Annotated in this window: 20 protein-coding genes and 1 tRNA gene; 13 read left to right on the forward strand and 8 right to left on the reverse strand. The window is 41.3% G+C overall.

Going from position 1 to position 24,932, the window contains the following annotated elements:
* Window positions 1-78: 78 nt before the first annotated feature.
* The 4 genes from P2W71_RS07450 (at window position 79) to P2W71_RS07465 (ending at window position 4,050) form a co-directional block, all read left to right on the forward strand.
* Entirely contained in the window at window positions 79-1,353 is a 1,275-nt protein-coding gene (locus tag P2W71_RS07450; RefSeq protein WP_276369133.1) for a hypothetical protein, read from the forward strand.
* A 47-nt stretch (window positions 1,354-1,400) separates the two neighbouring features.
* Window positions 1,401-1,961 carry a sigma-70 family RNA polymerase sigma factor gene (locus P2W71_RS07455; protein WP_276369135.1) on the forward strand — a complete coding sequence of 187 codons (561 nt, stop codon included), beginning with the start codon at window positions 1,401-1,403 and terminating at the stop codon, window positions 1,959-1,961.
* Window positions 1,945-3,183 (forward strand): hypothetical protein, encoded by a 1,239-nt coding sequence (locus P2W71_RS07460; RefSeq protein WP_276369137.1) that lies wholly within the window; start codon window positions 1,945-1,947, stop codon window positions 3,181-3,183. The genes P2W71_RS07455 and P2W71_RS07460 overlap by 17 nt, the downstream gene beginning before the upstream one ends.
* Window positions 3,184-3,333: 150 nt before the next feature.
* Entirely contained in the window at window positions 3,334-4,050 is a 717-nt protein-coding gene (locus P2W71_RS07465; protein ID WP_276369140.1) for a DUF4197 domain-containing protein, read from the forward strand.
* Between the two features lie 147 nt (window positions 4,051-4,197).
* Here the strand turns inward: P2W71_RS07465 and P2W71_RS07470 are convergent, their stop codons facing one another.
* From P2W71_RS07470 to P2W71_RS07480, 3 genes are all read right to left on the reverse strand, one after another.
* Window positions 4,198-4,818, reverse strand: a complete 621-nt coding sequence (locus tag P2W71_RS07470) for a hypothetical protein (RefSeq protein ID WP_276369142.1) — start codon at window positions 4,816-4,818, stop codon at window positions 4,198-4,200.
* On the reverse strand, window positions 4,800-5,087 hold the full coding sequence (locus tag P2W71_RS07475) for a hypothetical protein (protein ID WP_276369144.1): 288 nt from the start codon (window positions 5,085-5,087) through the stop codon (window positions 4,800-4,802). Before P2W71_RS07475 ends, P2W71_RS07470 begins: the two co-directional genes overlap by 19 nt.
* Before the next feature lie 235 nt (window positions 5,088-5,322).
* Window positions 5,323-5,394, reverse strand: a tRNA-Arg gene (locus P2W71_RS07480).
* A 645-nt stretch (window positions 5,395-6,039) separates the two neighbouring features.
* Here P2W71_RS07480 and P2W71_RS07485 point away from each other — a divergent pair.
* The 6 genes from P2W71_RS07485 (at window position 6,040) to P2W71_RS07510 (ending at window position 11,430) form a co-directional block, all read left to right on the forward strand.
* Window positions 6,040-6,477 (forward strand): hypothetical protein, encoded by a 438-nt coding sequence (locus P2W71_RS07485; protein WP_276369146.1) that lies wholly within the window; start codon window positions 6,040-6,042, stop codon window positions 6,475-6,477.
* 43 nt (window positions 6,478-6,520) lie between these two features.
* Entirely contained in the window at window positions 6,521-7,612 is a 1,092-nt protein-coding gene (locus P2W71_RS07490) for an Ldh family oxidoreductase (protein ID WP_276369149.1), read from the forward strand.
* A 122-nt stretch (window positions 7,613-7,734) separates the two neighbouring features.
* Window positions 7,735-9,078: a Gfo/Idh/MocA family oxidoreductase gene (locus P2W71_RS07495; protein WP_276369151.1), complete on the forward strand. Its 1,344-nt coding sequence runs from the start codon at window positions 7,735-7,737 to the stop codon at window positions 9,076-9,078.
* 47 nt (window positions 9,079-9,125) lie between these two features.
* Window positions 9,126-9,974, forward strand: coding sequence for a sugar phosphate isomerase/epimerase (locus tag P2W71_RS07500; RefSeq protein WP_276369153.1), 849 nt, complete (start codon window positions 9,126-9,128; stop codon window positions 9,972-9,974).
* Between the two features lie 73 nt (window positions 9,975-10,047).
* Entirely contained in the window at window positions 10,048-10,428 is a 381-nt protein-coding gene (locus tag P2W71_RS07505; RefSeq protein WP_276369156.1) for a hypothetical protein, read from the forward strand.
* Window positions 10,429-10,530: 102 nt separating this feature from the next.
* The gene (locus P2W71_RS07510; protein ID WP_276369157.1) at window positions 10,531-11,430 is read left to right on the forward strand and encodes an EamA family transporter; all 900 of its coding nucleotides are present in this window, start codon (window positions 10,531-10,533) and stop codon (window positions 11,428-11,430) included.
* A gap of 16 nt (window positions 11,431-11,446) precedes the next feature.
* Here P2W71_RS07510 and P2W71_RS07515 read toward each other — a convergent pair whose 3' ends face one another.
* Both P2W71_RS07515 and P2W71_RS07520 read right to left on the reverse strand, forming a co-directional pair.
* Complete coding sequence (locus P2W71_RS07515) at window positions 11,447-11,872, reverse strand: response regulator (protein WP_276369159.1); 426 nt, start codon at window positions 11,870-11,872, stop codon at window positions 11,447-11,449.
* 6 nt (window positions 11,873-11,878) lie between these two features.
* Window positions 11,879-13,351 (reverse strand): sensor histidine kinase, encoded by a 1,473-nt coding sequence (locus tag P2W71_RS07520; RefSeq protein ID WP_276369162.1) that lies wholly within the window; start codon window positions 13,349-13,351, stop codon window positions 11,879-11,881.
* Between the two features lie 285 nt (window positions 13,352-13,636).
* Here P2W71_RS07520 and P2W71_RS07525 point away from each other — a divergent pair, with 285 nt between their 5' ends.
* The 3 genes from P2W71_RS07525 (at window position 13,637) to P2W71_RS07535 (ending at window position 22,332) form a co-directional block, all read left to right on the forward strand.
* A complete protein-coding gene (locus P2W71_RS07525) occupies window positions 13,637-18,592 on the forward strand; it encodes a hypothetical protein (RefSeq protein ID WP_276369164.1) in 4,956 nt (1,651 codons plus the stop codon).
* A gap of 93 nt (window positions 18,593-18,685) precedes the next feature.
* Window positions 18,686-21,100 (forward strand): DUF2339 domain-containing protein, encoded by a 2,415-nt coding sequence (locus P2W71_RS07530; protein WP_276369166.1) that lies wholly within the window; start codon window positions 18,686-18,688, stop codon window positions 21,098-21,100.
* Window positions 21,097-22,332 carry a hypothetical protein gene (locus tag P2W71_RS07535; RefSeq protein WP_276369168.1) on the forward strand — a complete coding sequence of 412 codons (1,236 nt, stop codon included), beginning with the start codon at window positions 21,097-21,099 and terminating at the stop codon, window positions 22,330-22,332. The genes P2W71_RS07530 and P2W71_RS07535 overlap by 4 nt, the downstream gene beginning before the upstream one ends.
* Window positions 22,333-22,367: 35 nt before the next feature.
* Here P2W71_RS07535 and P2W71_RS07540 read toward each other — a convergent pair whose 3' ends face one another.
* The 3 genes from P2W71_RS07540 to P2W71_RS07550 are packed head-to-tail and all read right to left on the reverse strand — an operon-like array spanning window position 22,368 to window position 24,932.
* Complete coding sequence (locus P2W71_RS07540; RefSeq protein WP_276369170.1) at window positions 22,368-23,447, reverse strand: beta-ketoacyl synthase chain length factor; 1,080 nt, start codon at window positions 23,445-23,447, stop codon at window positions 22,368-22,370.
* 4 nt (window positions 23,448-23,451) lie between these two features.
* A complete protein-coding gene (locus P2W71_RS07545; RefSeq protein WP_276369172.1) occupies window positions 23,452-24,660 on the reverse strand; it encodes a beta-ketoacyl-[acyl-carrier-protein] synthase family protein in 1,209 nt (402 codons plus the stop codon).
* Window positions 24,657-24,932: a phosphopantetheine-binding protein gene (locus P2W71_RS07550; protein WP_276369173.1), complete on the reverse strand. Its 276-nt coding sequence runs from the start codon at window positions 24,930-24,932 to the stop codon at window positions 24,657-24,659. Before P2W71_RS07550 ends, P2W71_RS07545 begins: the two co-directional genes overlap by 4 nt.

The following is a 24,932-nucleotide window of genomic DNA, read 5'->3' on the forward strand; positions in this document are numbered from 1 at the left end:
TCATTTAAAAATTAATCGTAAAAGAAGTGGAATGCGAGTAGCAGGCAAACTTTATAACCACAATTCAACACGAACAGCATGAAACCAACACCAATATCGAATAGAATTAAATCGCTTTATAAAATCTTATGGATGATGGCGGTCACCATAGTAGCCATATCCTGCGACATGCTTGAATCTGATCCGGACATACTTCAGCCGACGACGGAGTTAGAAGGCAAAGAAGTATTTGTCTTGTCTAACAGTGCTTCCTTTATTGATTTGAATGCGTCTCTTAAAAGCAATGTGCCGGCCCGAATAGCAGTTACATCTGATACTCGGTTGGGAAAGATTACGGATTTAGGTAAAGGGATTTTGCAATATGAACCCACTATCGGTAATTCAAAAGGGAGGGATAATTTTGAATTCACGGTCTATACGTTAAATAACGAAATCATCAAGCGTGATACAGTTATTATCGTGATTGAAAATGATTCAACAAACTTGCCTTGCAACATTTATCCAAGACCGGATTACGTGTATGGTGTAAGTCAGGACTCTGTCGTCATTGATGTGTTGGGTAACGACATTATTTGCGGCAGTAGTGTCACCGTCTCTGTATTCAAACCGTCCAATTCGTTTCCTCCTTATTTCGGGCAGGCTGAAGTGCTGGGGAATAAAATCAAATATGTGCCGGGTTCAAATTTTCAGGGAGCCGATAAAATCATGTATAAAATTTCTTCTGTTAATGATTCGTCGCATGTAGCCTACGGTATGGTTTATATTACCAATGATTCAGCATGTAATTTTCGGTTGTCTAATGATCAGTATGTCTTCAATCATCATGCAGTTGATAGTTTAGCGGTGTTACCGGTCTTTGAAAATGATTCCCTATGTCATGCGTTAAACAGATATCTGATTAATTTGAAAGCAGGGCCACAATTCGGTCAGGTGTTTCGGGTAGCCAACGGATTTAGTTATAAGGTGCCCGCTACAATCAGCTATCCTTTTACAGATAATTTTACCTATGAAGTTTGTCTTGATGCCGTATGTAAAACAGCGAGGGTAGATATCAAAGTAAAACAAGATTCTCTGATGGCATGTACCATTTATGCGAGACCTGATTCGTTCGATATTTCGACGCTGAGTACTAACGTCGCCAGCTTACAAGTTCTGCTTAACGATTCGATTTGCGGAAGTTTAAAAACGTTTGAAATTACCCGGTCGCCCAAGTATGGAACCTCGGTTATAAACAACAATGTGATTAAGTATGAACGAACCATGCAAATTGCTACATATGATTCGTTGCAGTATAGGATATGTAATGATGTTGGGTGTAGTGTGGCTGCAGTAGTTATTAAACGACACGACTAAGATACTTCGGGAAATCCTTGCTGCGGCAAGGATTTCCTTTTTAAGTGATGCATAGCTATTACGACATTTTTGAGCAATGTAAAAAAGGGGATGCGAAAGCGCAGCGTATCCTCTACGATCTTTTCAAGGGAAAGTTGATGGGATTATGCCGACGATATACCCAAAGCAGGGAAGAAGCGCAGGATGTTCTGCAAGAATCTTTCATCCGGATTTTCAGTCATTTTAATCAATTAAAAGAGTCTGATAAATTGGAGAGTTGGATGAAGTCTATCACTGTGCGAACTGCAATAAACTATTACCATAAAGGCAAAGGCCGCGCATTGATGTTTTCGAATGTTGAAGAGGTAGAGCATCACCCGGTGACGGATGAGAGTTCTCTGCAAAATTTCACAGATGAATATTTGGTTTCTGTTATCAATGCATTGCCCGATGGCTGTCGAATTGTTTTTAATTTGTTTGCTATTGAAGGATATAGTCACGCCGAAATTGCAGGCATGCTTCATATTTCAGAAGGAACCTCTCGCTCCCAATTTTATCATGCGAAGTATTTGTTAAAGGAGAAATTGAAATGTCAGAATTTGATGCACTACTATGAAAAATTTTCCTGACCAAGATCAATTCAATGAATTGCAGCATCGGCTTGAATCATATACCGAACAACCTGATGAGTTAGTTTGGAAAAACATTGATGCTGCGCTAAGGCCTAATCGGACGCCGGCTTGGCTGCCGTGGATCGATCGCTTTGCGGGTGGGGTCACGGTTTTGTTGTTCGCTGTCCTAATGACAGGAACAGAGCGTGTAGGCATTTTGGAAAAAGAGAAAATCACAGTTGCCGAATCTAAAACATCTCGTCAGAAGGAGACTAAAACATTTCCCGAGTTAAAAATACCCGATGGAAATCGTGATCAGGTTTCTCCTCAACAAACCAACGTTTTCAGATCTCCTACGAACGGAAATCAAAAGCCGCTGGTGGTGGATCGTAATCTCTACACGAAGTGGGGCAACGACAAACAACCGGGAGGAGGTTTTGCGGATTCGGCTACACGTGCAACACTGAAAACGGCTAAGACTGAAAATTTTAATTTTGAAACAACTTCAAATGACACACTTGTGAATTCGCCTATCGCTCTGAAAACGGACTCGGTTGTACAAGTGAACGTTAGTGAAAACCAGGACCCGAAAAAGATACCAAAAAGAAATCATACTTTTTATATTACTGCAACGCCCATGCTGTCCTTTCAACGTGCTATTCCGATCAGTAGGGATGGCGTTATTGTTACCGATATTTCAAATCCGTCTATACTTTCCACAGAACGATTTGCGATCAACCTGGACTTTGGAATTCAAGGATATATTAGCAAACGCCTGGAGTATTATGGTGGCATATCATTTTATCAGCAAAGCCAAACTTTGCAATTCAAATATCAATCGACAGATGGATCAAACGTGGAGTCAAATGGTGACGGGAATTATGTCGTTACGCCAAAATCGTCTAAAGGAGTCGTAAATTATGACATGATCAATCTTGGCATTCAGGCAGGTGCGCTTTATCATCTTTATGGCAAATCGTTCGCACATAAGTTTGGTGCAGGTATTTTGTTTCAGCAAGGTTTGAAAAACAAAAGTCTAGAAGGTTATGATAATTCAGGATCCAACTATCTCTCTTACCAGCTTTTTTACCGGAATGAGTTACGGTTGAATGCCCGAACGCGCGTTTTCATTCAGCCTACTTTCATTCAATCCATTCATGTTCGTGAAAAACTAAAGGCACCTTTTAATTTAAAACCTTACAAGGCGGGAATCGGTTTTGGAATACTTTATAACTTCTAGAACAGGAGGAGGTTTTTATAATGGAATACTTCTGAGTAAACTGGTATTCTAGCCGATTAAATACACTCAATCTCCGTTCATGCGTAATCTACCGAAACAAGCCTTTGCAACTGGCAGACTTTTTTTACCTTGATGGCTCATCATATAGCTATGAAAAAGATTCTGCTTGTTGTAGGTATTTATATTGTTACAGGTTGCAGCAGTACGCAAATTAACCAGACTTTAGGGGAGGTAAACAAAGCCCTTGAGCTTGAGCAGCCGCTTACAACGGATGAGGTAGCCCAAGGGTTAAAGGAGGCGTTGATTAAAGGGATTTCAACGGGCTCTGACCTGGCATCTATGGTAGATGGATACTTCAAAAATCCGGAAATAAAAATTCCGTTTCCGCCTGAGGTAAAAAAAGTGGAGGAAAAACTTCGGCAGCTTGGATTAAATAACGAAGTCGATCGATTTATTCTGACGCTGAATAGAGGTGCAGAAGAAGCTGCCAAGGAAGCTAAACCAATTTTTATTACGGCTATCAGATCGATGACCATTCAGGACGCGTGGGGTATACTAAAAGGCGAACCGGATGCTGCAACCCAATATTTAAAACGGACAACGACGTTGCAGTTAAAAGAAAAATTCAAACCTGTAATTCAAAATGCGTTGAATAAGGTGAACGCCACAAAATATTATAGCGACATTGTTAATACTTACAATCAAATTCCGTTTGTTCAGGATGTCAACCCTGATCTAAATGAATATGCTACCGAAAAAGCAATGGAAGGCCTGTTTATTTTAATCGCTAAAGAAGAAAAGAACATTCGTGAAAATCCTTTGGCCCGAACCACAGAATTGTTGAAACGTGTTTTTAAAACCCAGTAGTGAGATTTTTTTTCCGCTCTGGTAGCGTAGTCTTTCAGTAAAGCGGCAACATCCACAAATTGCAAGTTTTTGATCACTCTATGTTAATCCAAATTCCCATTGGATTTGTAGCCATGAAGATTTCGGAATGCAAAGGTACTGGTACCACTACTCACGCAATTTCCACAGCCCATAAGTAAAAAGCGCATAACAAATAAGTAGCAAGTAAGCATGCGCAGTAATGGCCGTCATAAAAGTTTCGGAGTCCATAAACTTCCAGCTCATGTAATAGATGCCACTTCCTAAAAAGAAAAACATAACAACTGCATTGACGAACCTGAACTTCTGCGAAGTCTTCATTGCCGACATCTCGTAAAAAGCATATAAGCCCATCCCGAAGAAAAATACACACTCGTAGAGAATGCCAATTACATTCACAGGGCTTTGGTCGATTGAGTATTCAGCAACAATTACAAACAGACCTACCCATGCAAGTACGGTGGCTATCGTGCACGCCTTTTCATTTTTGAAGATGCTTTGATAAAACATCGTCACGATCAGGATTTCAAAAAAGCTCAGCATCATGTATACCAGCCAGTTGTTTTGACTCTCAACCCGTAGGATATAGGCGACTGTCTCAATAACTAACCAAGCTGCCATTAACCAGGTCAACCATCGGCCAGGCGAAGGTAAACGGCGATATGTAGCCAGTCCTGTTACAAAAGGAATGGCTACGGAGAAGGACGCGATCGTAACCAGCGGTATCACTTTTAGCAATAAGGTGGACAAGGCCCACCGCGATTTTCCGCAGTGGCATAAATGAGTTCATTGTTTTTATCCCGGCCAACCAGCAACACAGTATCAAGTCCATTATCATCTTCGCCGTAGAAAACGGATACACTAAATACATCCGGATTACTTAAAATCCGTTCGAAGGTTTCACGATGAAAGATAACTGACTTTGTTTTCTTGGGATTGTTTTTTTGAAAGCGGTTGACGTAGTTATCAAATTCCGCTTTACCGATCTTTGCTCCAAAAGGGCCTTTAAATTCTGCCATAGTTAAAATAGTTACATGAGAGGAGTTATATTGAATTACAAATATTTCGTGATTGTTGGATCCTTTAACAGATTGATCGTGGAAAGATATCCTATCACACTATGGCCCCGCTCATATATCCCGCCAATGATGCTACACCTGTAACTAGTTACGTTGTCTTGCATATTGTTGTTGTTTGAAAGCATCTTACTTAAGCACCCTCCGAAAGGCGATTATTAAAGTAATGCATTCATTGTAGTCCCGACAGGAATCGAACCTGCATCAAAAGTTTAGGAAACTCCTATTCTATCCATTGAACTACGGGACCAATTGTCTGCTCAGGCAACTTGCCTTTGCCTTTATATAGTTTTGAACGGTCGCAAAGATAGAAATATTGAATAAATGTGAAACTTAACTCCCAATCTTATAATAAGTTAAAAAGAATTACTGACCTTTTATGTCATTATTCTGGGTGTTTTGGTGTTCGTAAAAACAGGCTAACCCTGTCAGGGAGAACCCCGAGGAGTAAGGGTTCTCCTTATTTTTCAAAATCCGTTGGTTCCTGATTTTTGCTGATTTATCGGGTGGTAGCTTTGAGGCAAGCTTTATTCGTCGATGAGTGGAGGAAGTTTTTAAAACGGTCTATAGCTAGTATGAAATCAAAGAGAAAGGTATCCCACGAAGTAACTATTGTAGAGTTCATTACTTTCGGTTTCTATGCCGCTTTGGTACTCAGTATCCTTTGGGCCTTGAGCATTGTTTTTTATAACTGAGTGATACGCCGGTACGGCGACTAGGACCACTCCACTCTTATGCAAACTACGCACTCTCCCAGTCTCCTCAATTCGCTACATTGATTTGAAACGTTTGGCAATTAGTCAATGACTTCCAATTTTGCTTTTTAGTAAGGTTGAGCGCCGCCTGGAATACCGGTTATAAATTAAGATATTCGTGATCTGATGAGCTTAGAATTATGGACCGTAAGCAAACCATCGACTATTATATCCAGAGACTTTCGGATAAAAATTTTCAGATCTACGATGTAAGGCGAGAACTGGAGCAACAAAAAGTTGAAGAAGAAGAGATCAAAATAATTGTAAGAGCAGTAGATGATGAACTTCATCACAGGTTGCTGCACGGAAATGCGGGTAAAACAGCTACACAGTTTATTCGCATTGGTTTTATTTTCGCCATCATCGGGCTTATCCTTACAATTCTTGCGTTGAGCGGTATCCTTCAAATGGGAAGATTAGTTATTCTTGCCTATGGTCCTTTTTTTATTGGACTGTCCATGGTCCTGGTGGGATATCTAAAACGCAAAACCAGTAATCCTAAATCCCTTTCGCTGAATCGAGATGATGAATTGCAAATAAAACGAGATATTTCATTTCGTAAGAAGGGCGATCAATAATAATTAGGCCTGGAAAATTTTTATACTAACCTGCCATTTAAAAATGTCACAGCCGCAATATTTTGTTTTTCCCTCTTCAACCTTAACGGACTATTCGACCCAAGTTTTCATGCACTTTGGCGTTTCGGAAAAGGATGCACGTCAGGCTGCTGATGTTTTGTCGAAGGCTGACCTCAGAGGAATTGATTCGCATGGCGTAGCACGCCTTCGAACCTATGTAGATATGTTTAAGATTGGAAGAATAAATCCGAAACCAAATGTTAGGATTATTCGCGAGAAAAAAAGCGTCGCAACCGTAGATGGTGACCGTGGATTAGGATTGGTTGTCGGGCCGAAAGCAAACGAGATTGCAATGGATAAAGCGGCACAATATGGATCGGGTTGGGTAAGCGTTAGTAATACAAATCATTATGGAATAGCTTCCTACTATTCCTTGAAAGCGTTGGAGCGCGATATGATCGGATGGTCCATGACCAACTCGTCCAAGATAGTCGTACCGTTGTGGGGTGCCGAACGGAGATTGGGAACGAACCCCATCGCTATAGCGTTTCCGGGTTTCAAAAATCCACCGATTGTCATTGATCTTGCCACCAGCGTTGTGGCTTTTGGGAAAGTTGAAATTGCAGAGCGGCAAGGTAAGAAGATTCCTGAAGGCTGGATTGTGGATCAGAATGGAAATAACTCAACCTTACCTGCAGATGTTTATAGCGGGGGTCTCCTTCCATTGGGTGGAACCCGGGAATCAGGAGGACACAAAGGATATTGCCTGTCCGCTATGGTTGATATTTTATGTTGCGTGCTGAGTGGTGCAAACTGGGGTCCGTTTGCGCCGCCGTTTGCCATATTTGAAGATGCTCCCAAAGAAAGCGTAGGCAAAGGTATCGGCCACTTTTTTGGAGCAATGGAAATTGATGGTTTCGAAGATATTGACGTGTTTAAAAAAAGAGTTGATCATTGGATTGATGTCTTCAGAAGTACAAAACCAATTCCCGGACGGGATGCTGTTCTTATTCCGGGGGATCCCGAACATGAAGCTGAAAAAATCAGGACCAAAGACGGTATCCCTGTCATTGAAGCAGTGGTGAATGACCTTAAGCAGATTTCGAAAGAAACTGGAATTTCTTTTAACATTTAAGTCGCGGTGGCACTTTACAAAATGAAAACGTGAGGTATTGCGTTGGTGTAAAACAATGCAAACGATGAAGTGAATTTTGCTAACTTCCCATCTAAACCCGCGTACCTTCAAATTACAATCTTATGTCTGAACCTATTAACCGTGGAGAATTTATACGCCGGATATCACTGGCTAGTGGCAGCTTGGTATTATCTCCATACCTCTCGACAGGCGCCGCTTTTTTCAAAGGCGCTCCGAATACAAAAGTTGTCATGGGCATTATGGGTACCAACAGCAGAGGTATGTTTTTGGCAAAGGCGTTTGCTAAACTTCCCAACGTGGAGGTCGCCTACATCTGCGATCCCGACGCCACGGTATTAGCGAAAACAATTAATGAAATCGCGACCATCACCGGAAAGAAGCCAACTGGCTTTGCAGACATTCGTAAGATGTTGGAGAAAAAAGATTTCGATGCCTTAGCGATTGCTGCTCCGGATCATTGGCATACACCCGCGGCACTCATGGCACTGCAATCTGGTAAACATGTATATATCGAAAAACCTTGTAGTCACAATCCGCAAGAAGGAGAAATGCTTGTAGAAGCTACCAATAAATACAAACGGTTAGTTCAAATGGGCAGCCAGCGAAGATCCTTTTCAAACGTGCAAGGTATGGTGACCAAACTACGCAACGGTGTGATTGGGCGAGTTTATTTTGCGAGGGGATGGTACGTCAATAATCGTAAGTCAATCGGTAAAGGAACAGTAGTTCCCGTGCCTTCAAATTTGAACTTTGACTTGTGGCAAGGGCCCGCACCCCGAAAAGAGTACAAAAGCAATTTAATTCATTATAACTGGCATTGGTTCTGGCATTGGGGTACAGGTGAAGCGTTGAACAATGGAACGCACGAGCTTGATGTTATCCGGTGGGGATTGGGTGTGGATTATCCTACGAAAGTTGTTTCAGGCGGTGGCCGCTTTCATTTTAATGATGACTGGGAAACACCGGATACCCAAACAATCACGTATAACTTTGCCAACAACACCGCCTGTACCTGGGAAGGTCGTAGTTGTAATGGTTATGAATCGGAAGGTAGCGGCCGAGGCGTAATTTTCTATGGGGAAAAAGGAACAATTGTTTATCCTGGTGCCAATAGTTACAAAATTTTCGATAATGATAAGAATGCGTTGATAGAGGAAGTGAAAGACAATACGCCGTTTGATGCCACGAATAAAGTAAGTCCCTTTGAAACGTTAGACACTATACATCTTAAAAACTTTGTGGAGGCTGTTCGCGAGAATGAGAAAATTAATGCACCCATACTGGAAGGTCATAAATCCACTTTACTGCCGCAGCTGGGAAATATTTCGTTCCGTGTAGGCAGGGCGTTAAATTGTGATCCCTCAAACGGCCATATCCTGAACGACAAAGAAGCGATGCAACTTTGGAGCCGCGAATATGAAAAAGGCTGGAGTATCCATGTCTGATTGAATGTCTACCTTACTTAAATACTAAATACATAAAAAGAAATTTCATGAAACGAATTGTTGTTTTATTTATCCTGGTCATTTGTTCGAACTTTTGTTTCGCCCAGTCTTTCGGAAAGACATTGAAGAATACTCCTGGTATAGTTTCTTACACTTACCGGAAGAGCTTCGAAAAGGATGTTGCTGCCACATTAGATACAATCAAACGTCTTGGTATCACAAATATTGAATTTTCAAACTTGTTTAAAAGAACTGCTAAAGAAATACGGGAGATGTTGGATGAGCGGGGAATGCAGTGCACTTCATTTGGAGTAAGTTATGATGACCTGGTGAACAAAACTGCCGAAGTCGCCGAGAATGCTAAGACGCTGGGCGCATCATTTGTTCGTGTTGCCTGGATCCCGCATGAAGGAACTACAGTTAATGCCGAAATTATTAAAAAGGCAGCCGACGATTTCAATAGAGCAGGAAAGTTTCTAAAGGAAAATCATAACCTGACATTTTGTTATCATAATCATGGATATGAATTTGTTCCCTATGAAAACGGTACCTTATTTGACTATCTGGCGGCTAATACAGATCCCAAATTTGTTAGCTTTGAATTGGACATTGTATGGGCCTACCTTCCAGGCTACGATCCAGCCGATTTAATCAAAAAGTATGGTTCGCGATTTAAGCTTATGCATGTAAAGGATGTTCGAAAAGGTGTGAAAGGCGATGCTACAGGAAAAATCGATACCGACAGTAATGTTGCATTGGGCACTGGCCAAATTAACATTGCCTCCATTATGAAGGCAGCTAAAAAGTCTGATATTCAACACTACTACATTGAAGACGAAAGTAATGCTGTGAATGTCCAGGTGCCTGCAAGCCTGGCGTACTTGAAGAGCTTGTGATCTTATAATTACTAAGAGACACTTTAGTAAGACGAAATTATAACATAGCGGTTACCAGATTGTTTTAGCATGCATGGAGCTAACAACCCAGCTGATCTGGTTATTTATTCTGTCAATTCCGGTGGCGTGTATTGCATGGACGGTAACACACGAAGAAGTTTTTCGTGAACCGCGTGAGTATTGTCAAAAAAGGTCAGAGTCCTCTAAATCGTTTGCACTCAGAAAGTTCTTTTACCTTTTTACCTGTGAATATTGTTTCAGTCATTACGTAACGATCTTTATGCTGATCATAACCCGTTACCAATTATTACTCGATAATTGGGCCGGATATCTCATTGCAGGTTTTTCAATCGTTTGGATTGCAAATCTTTATATGAGCATCTATGCTTTTATCCGCATCGATATCAAAAAAGAAAGGATAATCGCTAAGAAAGAGGAAGAAAAACTAAATTAATCTTGTTCTTCCTTTCAGCAAACATTGCATACCTTGTGGCACTCGGTTGTCAGGCTTCAGCGTTCCTTACAATCGGAGAGCTTCGTACACCATTAATTTACGATGAATCAAAAGCATTACGCCGCTGCTGTTTCGGCATTTGTTATCTGGGGCTTTTTCTCCATTCCCTTGCGCGCACTTCAAAATTATTCGGCCGGTGAGATTTTATATTTCCGAATACTTTTTTCTGCAATCACATTACTGATTATCATTTCCTTCTTTAAACGTAACGAGCTCCGGCATGACAGGCAGATTTTTGTGTCCATGACCGCGCATAAGAAACGCACTGTGCTATTGCTCACACTCGTGGGTGGCGCATTGTTATGTGTGAACTGGCTAACGTTTATTTACACAGTGAATGCCATCAACATTAAAACGGCTTCCTTTTCATACCTTATATGCCCTGTTATTACAGCAGTGCTAGGCTATGTTTTGATTCGAGAACGGTTGACGGTACTCCAATGGATATCGGTAGGCCTATGTGCCATAAGTTGTGTAATCATGGGACTAAGTTCTTTGCTGGAATTGGGCTATAGTTTTTTAACAGCTTTGACTTACGCGTTATATTTGATTTCACAACGAAAGAATCAAGGATTTGACCGGATATTAGTTTTGGGTGTCCAGATTCTATTCTCCCTCTTTCTTCTTACGCTAATTTATGGTTACCTCATCGACGCTGTGCCGGACGCTCCTGGCTTCTACGGCATCATCACCGTCATCGCTATTTTTTTTACCGTTCTTCCCTTGTTTCTCAATCTCTTTGCATTAAATAAAATCAATTCTGCAACGATTGGTATACTGATGTACATTAACCCGATCATTAACTTCACGATCGCATTAATAATTTTTAAGGAGCATGTCACAGCGCTGCAGGTGATAGGTTATAGCATTATCAGCATTGCTCTTGTCCTGTTTAATTACCCATACCTAAGGAAGATCAGGACAACGGCGCTTGGGAATTAGCTATTAGAATAAACGATTAAATTTTACTTTTGAAATTCATCAAATCGATCATTAGGTTGAATGCATCCATGGACGAAGGGTTATTTAGTTTCAGTGGCTTAACAATGTAGCCAGAGATACCTAATTCTTTTGCGGCCATACGATCTACCTTTTCATCTGAGGTAGTAATAATAAAACATTTTAAATCTTTCCATTCGTCCATCTTCCTGATGGTGCTCAAAAATTCAAGCCCATTCATCTTGGGCATGTTAATATCGATGAGGGCAATATCCAAATCAGCTTCATGGGATTTTGTCTTACTGTTTAGCAATGCAAGCGCGTCTTCTCCATTTTTAGCGACCGTCATATTGTTGAGAATCCCCATTTTATCCAATGATCGTCTAACGTCAATGACGTCAAGATTGTCATCTTCAACTAGTAAAATGTTTACTACTTTGTCCATACAATATTATTTAGGCCATGTAAATGAAAAAATTGCTCCCGTCCCCGCATCGGAAGTGATGTGAATTTTTTGATTCCTGTCGTCAAGAATTTTTTTCACAATTGCTAATCCGACGCCTGTACTTTCAAGTGTGTCCCTTTCTTGTAAAGTCTGGAAAATTACGAAAATTTTATTGTGATAGTTTTTGCCAATGCCTGGCCCGTTGTCTTCAACAAAAAATTCGTAATGCTGTAAATACTCTTTGTGATATATTTTAATTACACCATTCTTTTTATCGTGGTGCTTAACGGCATTACCAATAAGATTTGAAAATACTTGTTCAAGTGGCACCTTTTCAGTAAAAAGTTTAGGAAGCTTGGGGTACACGAGAATTTTTATTCCTGATTTCATCGTTAACGATTCTCCGATCTCATCAACTAGCTGATTCAAATCTACATCTTCTTTTTCTTGTGTCTCTTTACCAATGCGTGCATAGGAAAGAATTCCATGAATCAAATTTTCTGCCCTGAGGAGTCGCCCTTTAATGATATGAATGTATTCGATCAGTTTGGGTGACATCTCCGCAGAATGGTCTTCCTCTATCCAGGAAACCACATTATCGATTCCCCGAAGGGGTGCCTTAAGATCATGCGAAACAATGTGGGCAAATTGATCAAGCTCTTGATTTTTACGTTTTAATAGGGTGATGTTTTCTTTTAAAACTTGGGCCATGTTGTTCAGCGAGTGCGCAAGGTTACTTAGCTCATCTCTTCCAGAATCTTTAGTGTATACTTCGTAATTTCCGCCAGCAATTTCATTTGCCATTTTAACCATCAACATAATACGAGTGGAGATGCGATAGGCTAAGAATATAGAAATTATTGAGCCAACAATTATGGATAGAGTTGTAAGCACGAACGAAATGGCACGGGTACGTCGCACGGATTGATCGAGGATTTGCGTTCTTTCATCACGGCTGTTATACTCGTTGTTGATGAATACCCGGATTTTCTCCTGCAGTTGGCGGTTTAGATACCGTTCTGTGCCTTGCGTGAGTTTCTCCCGGTATAATTTATTAAAGCTTATGAGGGTACTGTCAGAATCGTCGGCCAGTTTTTTGGCTTCGATTAAAGGCGTTGAAAAATCATTAAGCCAGTTATCATTAATGTTCCTAATCTCCCCCAGCAGGGTCGCCTGCGCGGTGCGCGGCGGGATCAGTGCTGTCAGTTCCGATAATATCGTTTCGTTTTCGGCTTTAGCAGAGTCATAGGCTTGGATAAAATAATTCTCACTGGTAAATAAATATCCTCGCAAACCGCTGATCATATTTAGAATATTACGCTGGAACCGGTTGCTGTTCCGGATGATGGTAGTTGATTGATCTACCCACTTTGAGTTCTCGCTTACTTCCTCGGATTGCTGAAAATTGATGTAAGTTGTGATCGAGAATAGAAGGAGGATAAAGAGAAAACTAAAAAAAATCAGAAAGGAAATTTTCATCTGCTCACGTTATAGAATAACACCCATTTAAATTGCAAGGTATCGATCGATGCTTGGCTTTTCAAGGATAAGTTAACAATTGGACTACCACTGGGGTTTTGCCGGGGAAATGGGATGTTTATTCTGCAAAATATTGGTTGTTTTAAAGCAAATCCTGACCCGTTTCGCCCGCTATTAAAAGACTTTTCCAGTTGTTTGCACGTTTTTTCTTACATGGGCGTTTAGTCGAAGGTGTGTCGCGTAGTTTATTTACCCATTATTTCCCAATTTCAAGGTTTTAAGTTTGTGAAAAGAATTAAGGTATACGTACTCATTTCTTTTGTTTTTTCGGCCTTTTTGGTGACGGCTCAAAAGAAATCTGACACGAGTCCCGTCAGCTTTCCTGATAGTGTACGCCTTGCCCTGGAAAATACCCGAAAAGACGATGCCGTTGCGGCGAGCGCTGCGTTTGCGACGGCTTGGGGCAGTTTAAGAGTAGACCAGCAAATTGCCATACAGGGGCAGGTTTGGAAGATGAGGAAGAAAAAATTTCCCGTTCGTCCCCACTTGGTTAATTATTTTAATGCCATAGCCAGTGCCGTAAATGTTGAAAAAGCAGATGCCGCTAAAATCTCTGACTTTATCCGTGTTGCGGGTCTCGTTATCGAATCAGAGTCTTCTGCAAAAGCCCTTAATTTTCTAAAAGTAAGCAATACGTTTTTTACACATCATGCATTGCATTATGAAAAGTCCTCCAGGTTATATGCAAGGGATGATGACTATTCGTTCGACTACATCGCGCCGGCACCAACCATCGATTTAAATGATACAACGTCACAGCTATCTTCAGACGAAACAGTTGTAGAGGAAAATCTAACCTCAACGGATTCCTTTGATCCATTATCCGACACCACATTTGTCGAACCCCCGTTGTGGATGAATCCGCCACCACCTCCTATCATTGAGGGGCCTGTAATTCGGTTTTCAAAAGTATCGTTGAATTTTGTAACGGCTTACGACTCTGTTTTTCTGAAGAACACAGAAGGAATGATTTCTCTTCGCACAAATATATTTGTAGGTGAGGAGGGTAGGTTTGATTGGTCTTCAGCGCACCTCAGTGCCGACAGTGTAATCTGCAATGTGGTTTCTTATAACTTTAATGTTGCCAAACCAGAATTCCGGTCCGACTTGGTAAAATTAAATTACATCGGAAAAACACCAGGTTTTGTTCCTGGTATCTTAGAATATAAGTCGGTTGCGCGAAAAGATTCTGTGCCCTCGACATATCCCAGATTTAAGTCTTTTCAGAATACCCTACAAATACAAGGAATCGGCGATGAAAACGTAAAGTATACAGGGGGATTTGGGCTGATTGGCAGAAAAGTAACAAGCGCTTCCGTGTCGGGAGCACTTTCCACGATTGAAGTATCGCATCAGGGACAGCCTAAGTTCATTGCGCGCTCGTCCGACTTTCAAATTACGGACTCGACAATTATTTCGTTAAAGGCCCGCATCAATATCATTCAAGGCAAAGACTCGATTACCCACCCCGTTGTACGGATGAAATATTCATTTGGTGATAGCACACAACGGCTTTTGTTAAAAAAGGACAAAGGCGCTATGAAACATTCTCCGTATTCATCTACATTTTTTAATGTAGACTTTGCCTCAGATGTAATTCAATGGGACCTGAATTCCGATAGTCTCAATCTACTAACGGATGGCGGGCGGAATACGGTGCCATTGATTATTGAATCAATAGATTTTTATGACCCCGAAGATTTTCGGTTATTGAAAGGACAGGGGTTTTCGTTTCATCCGCTGGCGCTGGTCGCCAACTACTGTTTGAAAAACAATGTGAAGGAATTTTATTCCGGCGATTTGGCTGCTTTTTCAGGTAAAGAAATGCGTGATATTAAAGCGGCAATTGAATTCTTGAACGAAAAGGGACTGATCGTCTATTATCCAAACATGGACCTTGTAAGGGTGAAGGATAAGGCGCTTTTGATTTACAAAGCCTATAAGGGTGAAATGGATTATGATAACCTGAAAATTCACTCCGTGATCGATAGTTTTCCAAATGCGACGTTAAATTTTCCGGAAGGTTATATGATCGTTCGCGGCGTAGACGAATTTAAGGTGAGTGATTCATTAAATGTTCGGATTAAACCTGATAGCAGTATTATAACCATTCTGCAAAACCGTGACATCAAGTTTGATGGATCCATTACGGCGGGAAACTTTGAGATCAGTGGCAAAGGGTTTACACTCAAATACGACAGTTTCTTTATCAAACTTACCCACATTGATTCGATCAATTTCTTCGTGACTGAAACGAATTCACGTGGGCAAAGCATGCGGAGAAAAATTAATAACTCGATGGTTAGTGCTGATTCAACAGCTGCGGCTGTAGGCGGACTTGGCGATCAATCAAAATCCTCCGGAACGTTATTTATCAGTAAGTCGAACAACAAATCTGGTAAGAAAAGGATACCCGATTTTCCACGACTTGACGCCGCGGCGGGAGGAGCGATTTATTTTGACCGGGAGGAAGTATTGGGTGGCGTATATGACCGGTCGATGTTTTTTGTTGTGCCCGCTTTTAAACTTGACAGTTTGAACAATGCCGATCCGGCATCCATAAATTTTGAGGGGACTTTTGTTTCCAGTGGTATGTTCCCATCTTTTAAAGAAAAGTTGCATACACAACCAGACAAGTCGTTGGGTTTTGAACACAAAATACCGGCTACCGGCTATCAGCTTTATGAAGGCGATGGGCGGATGAAAGGAAATCTTACAATGAATAACCGCGGACTTCGCGGCCTCGGTACGATTAATTTTCTTGCAGCTTCTGTAACTGCAAATGATTTCGTCTTTTATCCCGATTCTGTAACAGCAAAAGGAACGGATGCCCGGCTTGAGCGGAAGCAATTTGGCGAAGTCACTTTTCCGCAAGCAACCCTGACAGATTTTGAAATGAAATGGTTTCCGAAAAAAGATGAAATGCGAATCAAGAATGTAAAAGCACCATTCATGTTTTATGACTCGTCCGCACAAATGCAGGGAACTGTTATTGTATCGAAGAATGGTGTTTCAGGTATTGGTAAACTGGAGACCCGGGGAACAGAATTGGTTTCAAAAAGATTGAGTTTTAACGGAAAAGATTTTGGTGCACGACGCGCACGATTTCGTGTAAAATCCGATGACCCTACCAAACCATTGCTACAGGGTAATGATGTGAAATTGAAATTCGACCTGGAGCAAAACTATGCAGACATCAGTCCGGAAGTAGAAGGTGAAGCTGCAATTGATTTTCCATTTGCACAGTTTAAGACTTCGATCCCTAAAATGCGGTGGGACTTGGATGAACAGAAAATCACCATGAGCAAAGATCCAGGTGTACCGTTGGAGAATTCTTACTTTTACTCCACTCGCAAAGAACTTGACTCGCTTAATTTTAATGCCGAAAAAGCGGTCTACAACTTAAAGACACAGGAGCTGAAAGTAAGTGGTATCCCTTACATCATTGTGGCCGATGCCAAGATTACCCCGGAAAATAACGAGGTGTTAATTCTTGAGAATGCTAAAATCGGAACCTTAAAAAACACCACCATTGTGTTGGATACGTTAAACGGTTATCATCGACTTACCGAAGGAGTGGTAGACATCGTCTCGCGAAAGGAATTTTCGGGATACGCTACCTATCAGTATGTTAATTTCTTGAACGACACTTTTGCAATCAAGATGTCAGACTTCCATCTGGAACCAATCGTTGCAGAAGAAGAAACCAAAAGATCCTCCCGTAGAAAAGCTCCTAGTGCAAGTATGCAAACCGTAGCAACGGGTTCAGTATCTGATACAGAAAATCTTGTATTAGGTGCAGGGATGTTTTATAAAGGTGACATGATCATGTATGCTACCCGTCCAGCACTGCAACTGAACGGATTTGTGAAATTGGATATCAAGCGTATAAAAAATTATAACAGTTGGATTACGTATAGTCAGACCGGTGACGAGACCGATGTGCTCATTGATTTTAATACGGCTACGACAGAAGATGGTGCTGATGTCAATGCGGGACTACATGTAGGCTCAGCGGACAACGATCTTTACTTCACGTTTCTAAACAATAAGCATTCTGAGGATGATGAAGACTTTTTTCAGCCCAACGGAATGTTGTATTATGACACGGCTTCTCATGAGTTTAAAATCGAAGACATTGAAAAAGCCAGGGGAAATAAGCTTTCAGGTAAAGTTTTTGCCTACAAAGATGAAACTATGCAAGTTCGATTTGAAGGACCTGTAAACCTGTTTAAGGGAAGCAAGGATTTCAATGTTACGGCTTCCGCCATCGGACAAGGCAACATGGAGACGAATGAGGTTAAAATGAACTCGTTTCTTATGGTTGACTCAAATATTCCGATTCAGGCTTTTGACATCATGGCGAAGCAAATTCAAGATGTGATCAAAAATGAAGGAGCAGATGAAGGGCTGGGCGATCAGACAGAATTGCTATACAAGATCGCTGATTTTCTGGGTGAGCGTGCTGTTAAAGAATATGAGCAAAAGAGCTTGCAAGGTTATGTTTCGTTAGGCACATTGATGCCATTAGCGAAACCACTTGTTTTTTCGAACGTGAACTTGAAATGGTCTCCTAAGCATAAAGCATTTTACAGCGAGGGTAAGCTTGGGATGTCAAATATCGGTAGGAATGATATTAACGGAGCATTTGAAGGATTTATGGAGGTCAAGAAAACAGAGGACGGTGGCCCGGTATTTAATGTATTTATAAAAGCATCCCCTGAAGCATGGTTTTACTTTGGCTTAGAAGATAATCGTTTACTTGTTCAATCTTCCAATTCGGAATTCAATAGCATCATTACCAAAAAGACCAACGGCGGAAAAGCTAAAATAGGAGAGGTAGCTTTTATTCCCGGAAGTGACGACGAGACACTGTCATTTATCAACCGGTTCCGGAAAGATTATTATGATATCGATGTGCCTTATGATTTGAATGAAAGCGCAGCACCAGCAGTGACGCCTTATGCCCCAGGCGAAGAAGTACAACGTATACCACAACAAACAGAACAAGCTCCGGTGCAGACGCCACAAGTACAGGAAGAGACACCTCAGGACGCGCCTAAAAAAGAAGAAAAACGAAGGAGAGCAACGCAGAAGAAAGAGAAGAAAACTACAGAACAAGCTCCCGTTGAAGAACAGCCTAAGAAGGAAGCGGCGGAAGGCGATGACGAAGGATTCTAATACTTAAGTCACAAAAGAGGTTAGCTCTAAACCAATCACTACCCCAAGCTAAATAGTCGTGCGAAAACCAAATACCAAACTTCACAATGCATTATGGAAGCAATTCTGGTTATTCTTTTCCTGATCATATTCTTTATTCTGCTAAGTATTAAGAATAGCATTTCCAACAAGTTCCAAATGCTTCAGGAAAGAATTGACTTGTTGTCTGCGGAATTAAAAACACAACGTCAGAACGCCACCCGACCGGAGGCAAAACAATCAACGGCTGAGGAAGTGGTGAAGCCCGCTTTTACAATGCCCGAGGCGCCCGTTAAAGAAACTTTTGCCGCCGAACCTGAAATTAAGGAGGAGGTGATGCAAAAAGAAGAGACCGCTGTAATTAAGCCGGCAATTTCACCGCCCCCTTCTCGCGGACCTGTTCGCCAACCGATTCCAAACATTACCAAACCCAAGAAGCCAGGTTTCTTCGAACGCAATCCTGATCTGGAGAAATTCATTGGTGAGAATCTCGCGAATAAAATCGGGATCGGGATCTTGGTGCTGGGCATAGGATTCTTTGTGAAGTATGCCATAGATCAGGATTGGATTAACGAGATCGGTCGCGTTTTTATCGGTATTCTATGCGGAGGAATTTTGTTAGGCGTAGCCCACAAGTTGCGAAAGACGTTTGTTGCATTTAGTTCAGTGCTTGTTGGTGGAGGTCTTGCAATTTTATACTTAACTATTGCTATTGCATTTCACGAATATCATTTGTTTAGTCAGACGGCTGCTTTTGTGATGATGGTGGGTATAACTGCTTTTGCCGTTGTGTTATCGCTAGGATACAACCGAGTTGAACTGGCGATACTTTCCATATTGGGAGGTTTTGGTTCGCCATTTATGGTCAGCACGGGCGAAGGTAATTACGTCGTCCTATTCATCTACATTTTTATTCTCGATGTTGGCATGCTGGTGTTGGCATATTATAAGAAGTGGAATTTAGTCAATATTGTTTCGTACGTATTCACCGTGTTACTTTTTGGTACATGGCTGATCGAGAGTTTCGAAAGTGATGAACCTTCCATGGTGTGGGGTGGATTGATATTTTCTACGCTGTTTTACCTGGTGTTTTTTGCCATGAACATCATTAATAATGTGAGGAATAGAGCCGCATTTAAAAGTCTTGATATTAGTTTGTTGCTGAGTAACACTTTTTTCTACTACGCAGCAGGCATGACGTTGTTGAATAATACATATGGCGAAGATTACAAAGGTCTCTTTACAACTGCATTGGGAGTGTTCAATTTTATTTTCGCCTATACGCTCCATCGTAGCGGCCGTGTCGATAAGAATTTAGTTTTTCTTTTAATTGGATTGGTTTTGACGTTTATAAGCTTAGCGGCCCCAATCCAATTGGAAGGCAATTACATTACGCTTTTTTGGTCGGCTGAGGCAGTGCTTCTTTTGTGGCTTTCGCAAAAATCGGGTATTCGGTTAATGAAGTTAGCTTCTGTCGTTATTACCGGATTGATGGTTATCAGTTTGGCAATGGACTGGCAGCAGCTATATAAAGGCAATGAGGAGACAATTTTAAGAATAGTGTTTAATAAAGCGTACATAACAAGTGTTGTTGCATTCGTTTCGTTGATCGGTACACTTTTTTTGTTAAGGTTAGAGAAATCTGAGCTGTCAGAAAATGTCAGGATATATAAAACCGCTATTACAACGGTCGCCATAGGTATTCTGTACATGGCTAATTTTTTAGAACTTCAGTACCAGCTTTTTGAACACGGGTTTAATTATTCGACACAAAACGTCATCATTGGAAGCTACAACATGTTATTTCTGGCCGGGCTGTTGGTGGCACATAAGAAATTTGTATTGCCGGCAGATGTTAAAGATGCATTTGCTCTTTTGGGTGTGGTCGCCATGTTGTCATATCTTTTCTTTTATCAAGGCGAGATCATCGCTGTGCGGAATGACTATGTGAACGGCATCGACGTAAGTACCGGATTTATATTTCATTACGTGTTGATCGGGTTGTTATTGTTAGTCGTTGCTTTAAGTCTTGTGAGAATTCAACAGATGAAAGCTTTTAATGAAAAGACGTATAACCTCTATTCGTGGTTTTATGTTTTTTTCTTTGTCTTCCTGACTAGCGCTGAGTTGGACAATGTCGTGGTCGTAATGGCGTACGAACCTGATGAATCATTGTCGCACATTTTAAATCAAAATCATAAAATCGGGTACCCGATCTTGTGGGGTATTACCTCTTTTGTATTGATTGCGATAGGGCTGAAAAAGAAAATAAAACATCTGCGCATCATTTCGTTAACGCTTTTTCTAATTACGCTTATAAAACTATTTCTTATTGACATCAAAGGAATTTCGGAAGGCGGTAAAATTGCAGCGTTTATTTCTTTGGGTGTGTTGTTACTAATTGTTTCATTTATGTATCAGCGATTAAAGAGGCTTTTGCTGGCCGATGTGCCAGTTACAGATAAAACAGAAAATAAAAGCGCATCATGAGAGGGATAATTGTCACCATTTTTGTGTTGAGCTTTTCTTATAGCGGCGGGCAAACGTTCAAAGCGGAGGCGGCTTTACCTGCTATAGAGAAAGATGACTTCTATCGGATAGTTTTATCACCACAAATAGGCACTCATTTAAATGACGTCTTGTCGGATATTAGGATCTATAATAAAAAAGGCCTCGAGGTCCCTTACATCCTGCAACAGGAGTTGCCAAATTATTATCAGGAAAATTTTATTGAATATGAAATCCTTGAGAAGGATAGTAAACCCGGTTGCTGTACGTCCTTGTTATTAAGGAACGCGAAAAAAAATCCCATTAACAATATACATCTAAAGATAAAGAATGCTGATGCGTGGCGGGAGGCATCTCTGTTGGGAAGTGATGATCAGAAAAAATGGTTTGCGATTAAAGACTATTTTGCCCTGAGTGCACCCGGTGGTTCGCAGGAGACTGAAGAAATAAAACTAGTTGGCTTCCCCTGGAGCAACTACGAGTTTTATTTACTTAAAATAAGCGATAGTGCTTTGGCCCCACTGAATATTCTGAAAGTAGGATACTATGAATCTGAAACGTCAACAGGAAAATTTACAGAGCTCCCTGTAGGAACACATGCTTCCGATAGTGCGGTGCAAAAGAAAACCTATGTGCGTTTAGCGTTAAGTTCACTTCAGTTTATAGACAAGCTTGAAGTAGTTGTAAGCGGCGCAAAATATTATAGAAGAAATGCAACCGTTCTCGAGAAAAGAATTAGGATATCCAAAAATGGGCAACGATCGGGCTATTATAAACCGATTAAAAAGTTTGAGCTTACCTCCGGACGAACCGCCTTTGTTGAATTGTATGACACACGAGCTCAGGAATTGGTAATTGAAATTGAAAACGAAGATAACCCACCGCTCACGATAGCCGATGTAAAAGCATTTCAATTAAACCGTTATTTAACGGCATGGTTAGATCACGACGACCAATACGTTCTTAAATTCGGTGATCCGGAATTGACGCCTCCTGTTTACGACCTTTCTTTTTTTCGCGATAGCATTCCAGCTAAAAGCGCTATGCTGGAAGTGCATGAAATCAAATTTTCACAAACCGTTTCGGAAGAAACCCCGCATACTTTCTTTACAAGTAAGACGATTATTTGGGTAGCGATTGCGCTAGTAACGGTAGTGTTGGGCTTTATGTCGATCAAGCTTGTGCGTGAAACTGCGAAGGAACGGACAAAATAGATTTTTAATGTCAGTTGTTTGGAAAAGGCGATAGATCAATCAAGCCCCGTCAACAAGATAAATGTAAAGCTCTTCCCCATATAATGATTGAGCACTAGAATATTCTTTAGCCTTTCGGGTAATTGGGTTTTCTTAACTTTCACAACCTCCGGTACTGTTTGATTTTTTAGCATAGATGCCCCCAGCCAAAGTGCAAACGCGGTGGCTGTGCAGTACTCTCCGGATAAATGTTTGAACCGCGTTTGAAAGGTGGTATGTAAACTGGACTGAATGACCGAATCCAGGATTGCATCATGATCGATATCGCCACTGGCGCCGCTCACAATCAAGTCGATATCCTTCGGTTGAATATGATTTTTGGACAGGAATGTTTTTAGGGCGTCGTTTAATTCATTCCCTTCAGGCTTATATACAACGTGCATGTCCAGAAGGCCACACCATGTAGAAACCGATTGTTTTCGAGTTAACATAAAGAAGGCAGAACCTTCACCTTGAATCGATCCTTTCGTAGGGGTCTCAAAAAGTGAAAGGTTGTTGATGCATTCTTTTTTAAAATGTTCTACACGCATGCTGGCTTTGTATTGGACTTCTGCAGCCTCATCGTAAGCGCCAACCAGAAAATTGGCTGAAGCGTTTTCGTTTAACTGCATCATGACATCAGTCAACGCATTCTCAAAGGCATATCCTTTGCTTGCAAAGGTGTTATTATAACCCATGCATTTTATTGTTAGCGCAACAAGTCCAGCCAAAGCATTTGACGTGCTTTGCATAAAGTACGTTGGCGTCAGCTGTTTTTCGTTTTGTTTAAGCACCTCTCCAAGAAATTTTGCAGTCTCGTCTAGGAAACCATATCCAGTCGCTGTGACAATCCCATCAGGCATGAATACCTTAGAATCGCGTAGGCATATCGTTGCAGCTGACAGCCCGATCCTAAGCATGCGACTTAAGCGGCGCATTTGTATCGGATTTATATAGGCTTTAAAATCCGGCGTTATACAGGTTAAAACATTTTTATCATATTGGGCAACATCGGTCAGAAAGACGTTAGAATCGAAAGTCTTCTGCGGTGAGATTATACCTGCACCATTAATAAAATATTCAACCTTTTCTCCCATGCCCCTACACTGATGCTAAAAGTAGTGAAGATGTATTACCTCCAAATCCGAAAGAATTGGATAATACATTCTTTAAGTCAATTTTCTGTTTTAATGTTGTTATTGGTTCAATGCCAAGTTCGGGCATCATATGTTTGTAATTCAAATTTGGCCAGATCATTTGATGTTTTATTGCCATCAAACAATAAGCAGCCTCGACACTGCCGGCTGCCGCGAGGGTGTGGCCAGTATACGGTTTGGTTGAACTGAAATATGGAATTGTATTGCCAAATACACGTTTCATGCCCAAGCCTTCAGATAGATCATTGTTTTCGGTGGCCGTTCCGTGTGCATTGACATAATCCACTTCGTCCGGGTTTAATCGGGCAGAAGAAAGCGCTAATTTCATGGCGCTATAAGCTCCTGCACCATCCGGTGAAGAAGCTGTCTGGTGGAAGGCATCGTTTGCATTGCCGTAACCTTTCAGTTCTGCAATGGGTTTTCTCTTCTTTCTGTTTACTTCAGCCTCCGATTCCAGCACGAGGTAGCAAGCACCTTCGCCAAGATTGAGTCCACTTCGTGAGCTGTCAAAAGGGCGGCAATGATCCTTGTCAAGAATCATCAATGCATTAAACCCATTCACGGTGAATTTTGACAATGCTTCTGCGCCCCCGCATATTACACGATCAAGTTTATTGTTCTTGATCAGTTGAGCACCGTGCATTAAAGCGTTTGCTGAGGAGGAACATGCAGTGCTGATGGTGCCCAGGTATTTTTTAATTCCGACATAATCTGCCAATCGTTCACAGTGTTCTCCCGATGTGGCAGTATCTGTAAAGCGAACAAAGTCACCCTGAAGTTCAGGATCCATCAATTCGTAGTAGAATTTTTCAAATTCGCGTATCCCACCCGTTGTTGTGGCGGAAACCAATCCCGATGTTTTTACTTCTTCGTGTGTTAGTCCTGCATCATTAATTGCTTCTTGGAGGGAGATCAAACCTAATACGCTTGTCCGTGTAAACCCTTGCTTAGCGTCGACGCCAGCTTGTTCATATAGTTCTTTGTCGGCGAATTTTACCTCGCATGCCGATAAGGAATTCCGATGGACGGTTTCCAGAACTTCCAAGGGTCCAAAACCATAATTACCTTTGACAAGCGATTGGAAATTTTCTTCTGCGTTCTTACCAATGGATGTGATGATGCCAAAACCTGTGATAAACACACGATGACTCATACTTGTGGCCTGTTCTTAGCAATATATTCAGCCATCGTTCGAATACTTTGAAATACGTGACGACCCTCTTTCGGGTCTTTTAATTTAATACCATAATTTCTATCCAAAAGCACGACCAGCTCCAACGAATCGATGGAATCAAGCCCGAGGCCTTCTCCAAATAGGGGCGTATTCTCATCAAAGCCTTCCGGAAGGGTGTCTTCGAGATTAAGTTGTTTGATGAGCTCTTCCCTGAGTTCTACGATAAGTTCATCTATAGTCTGTTGCTTCAT

This window comes from Chryseolinea sp. H1M3-3 (assembly GCF_029360725.1).
Taxonomy (GTDB): domain Bacteria; phylum Bacteroidota; class Bacteroidia; order Cytophagales; family Cyclobacteriaceae; genus Chryseolinea.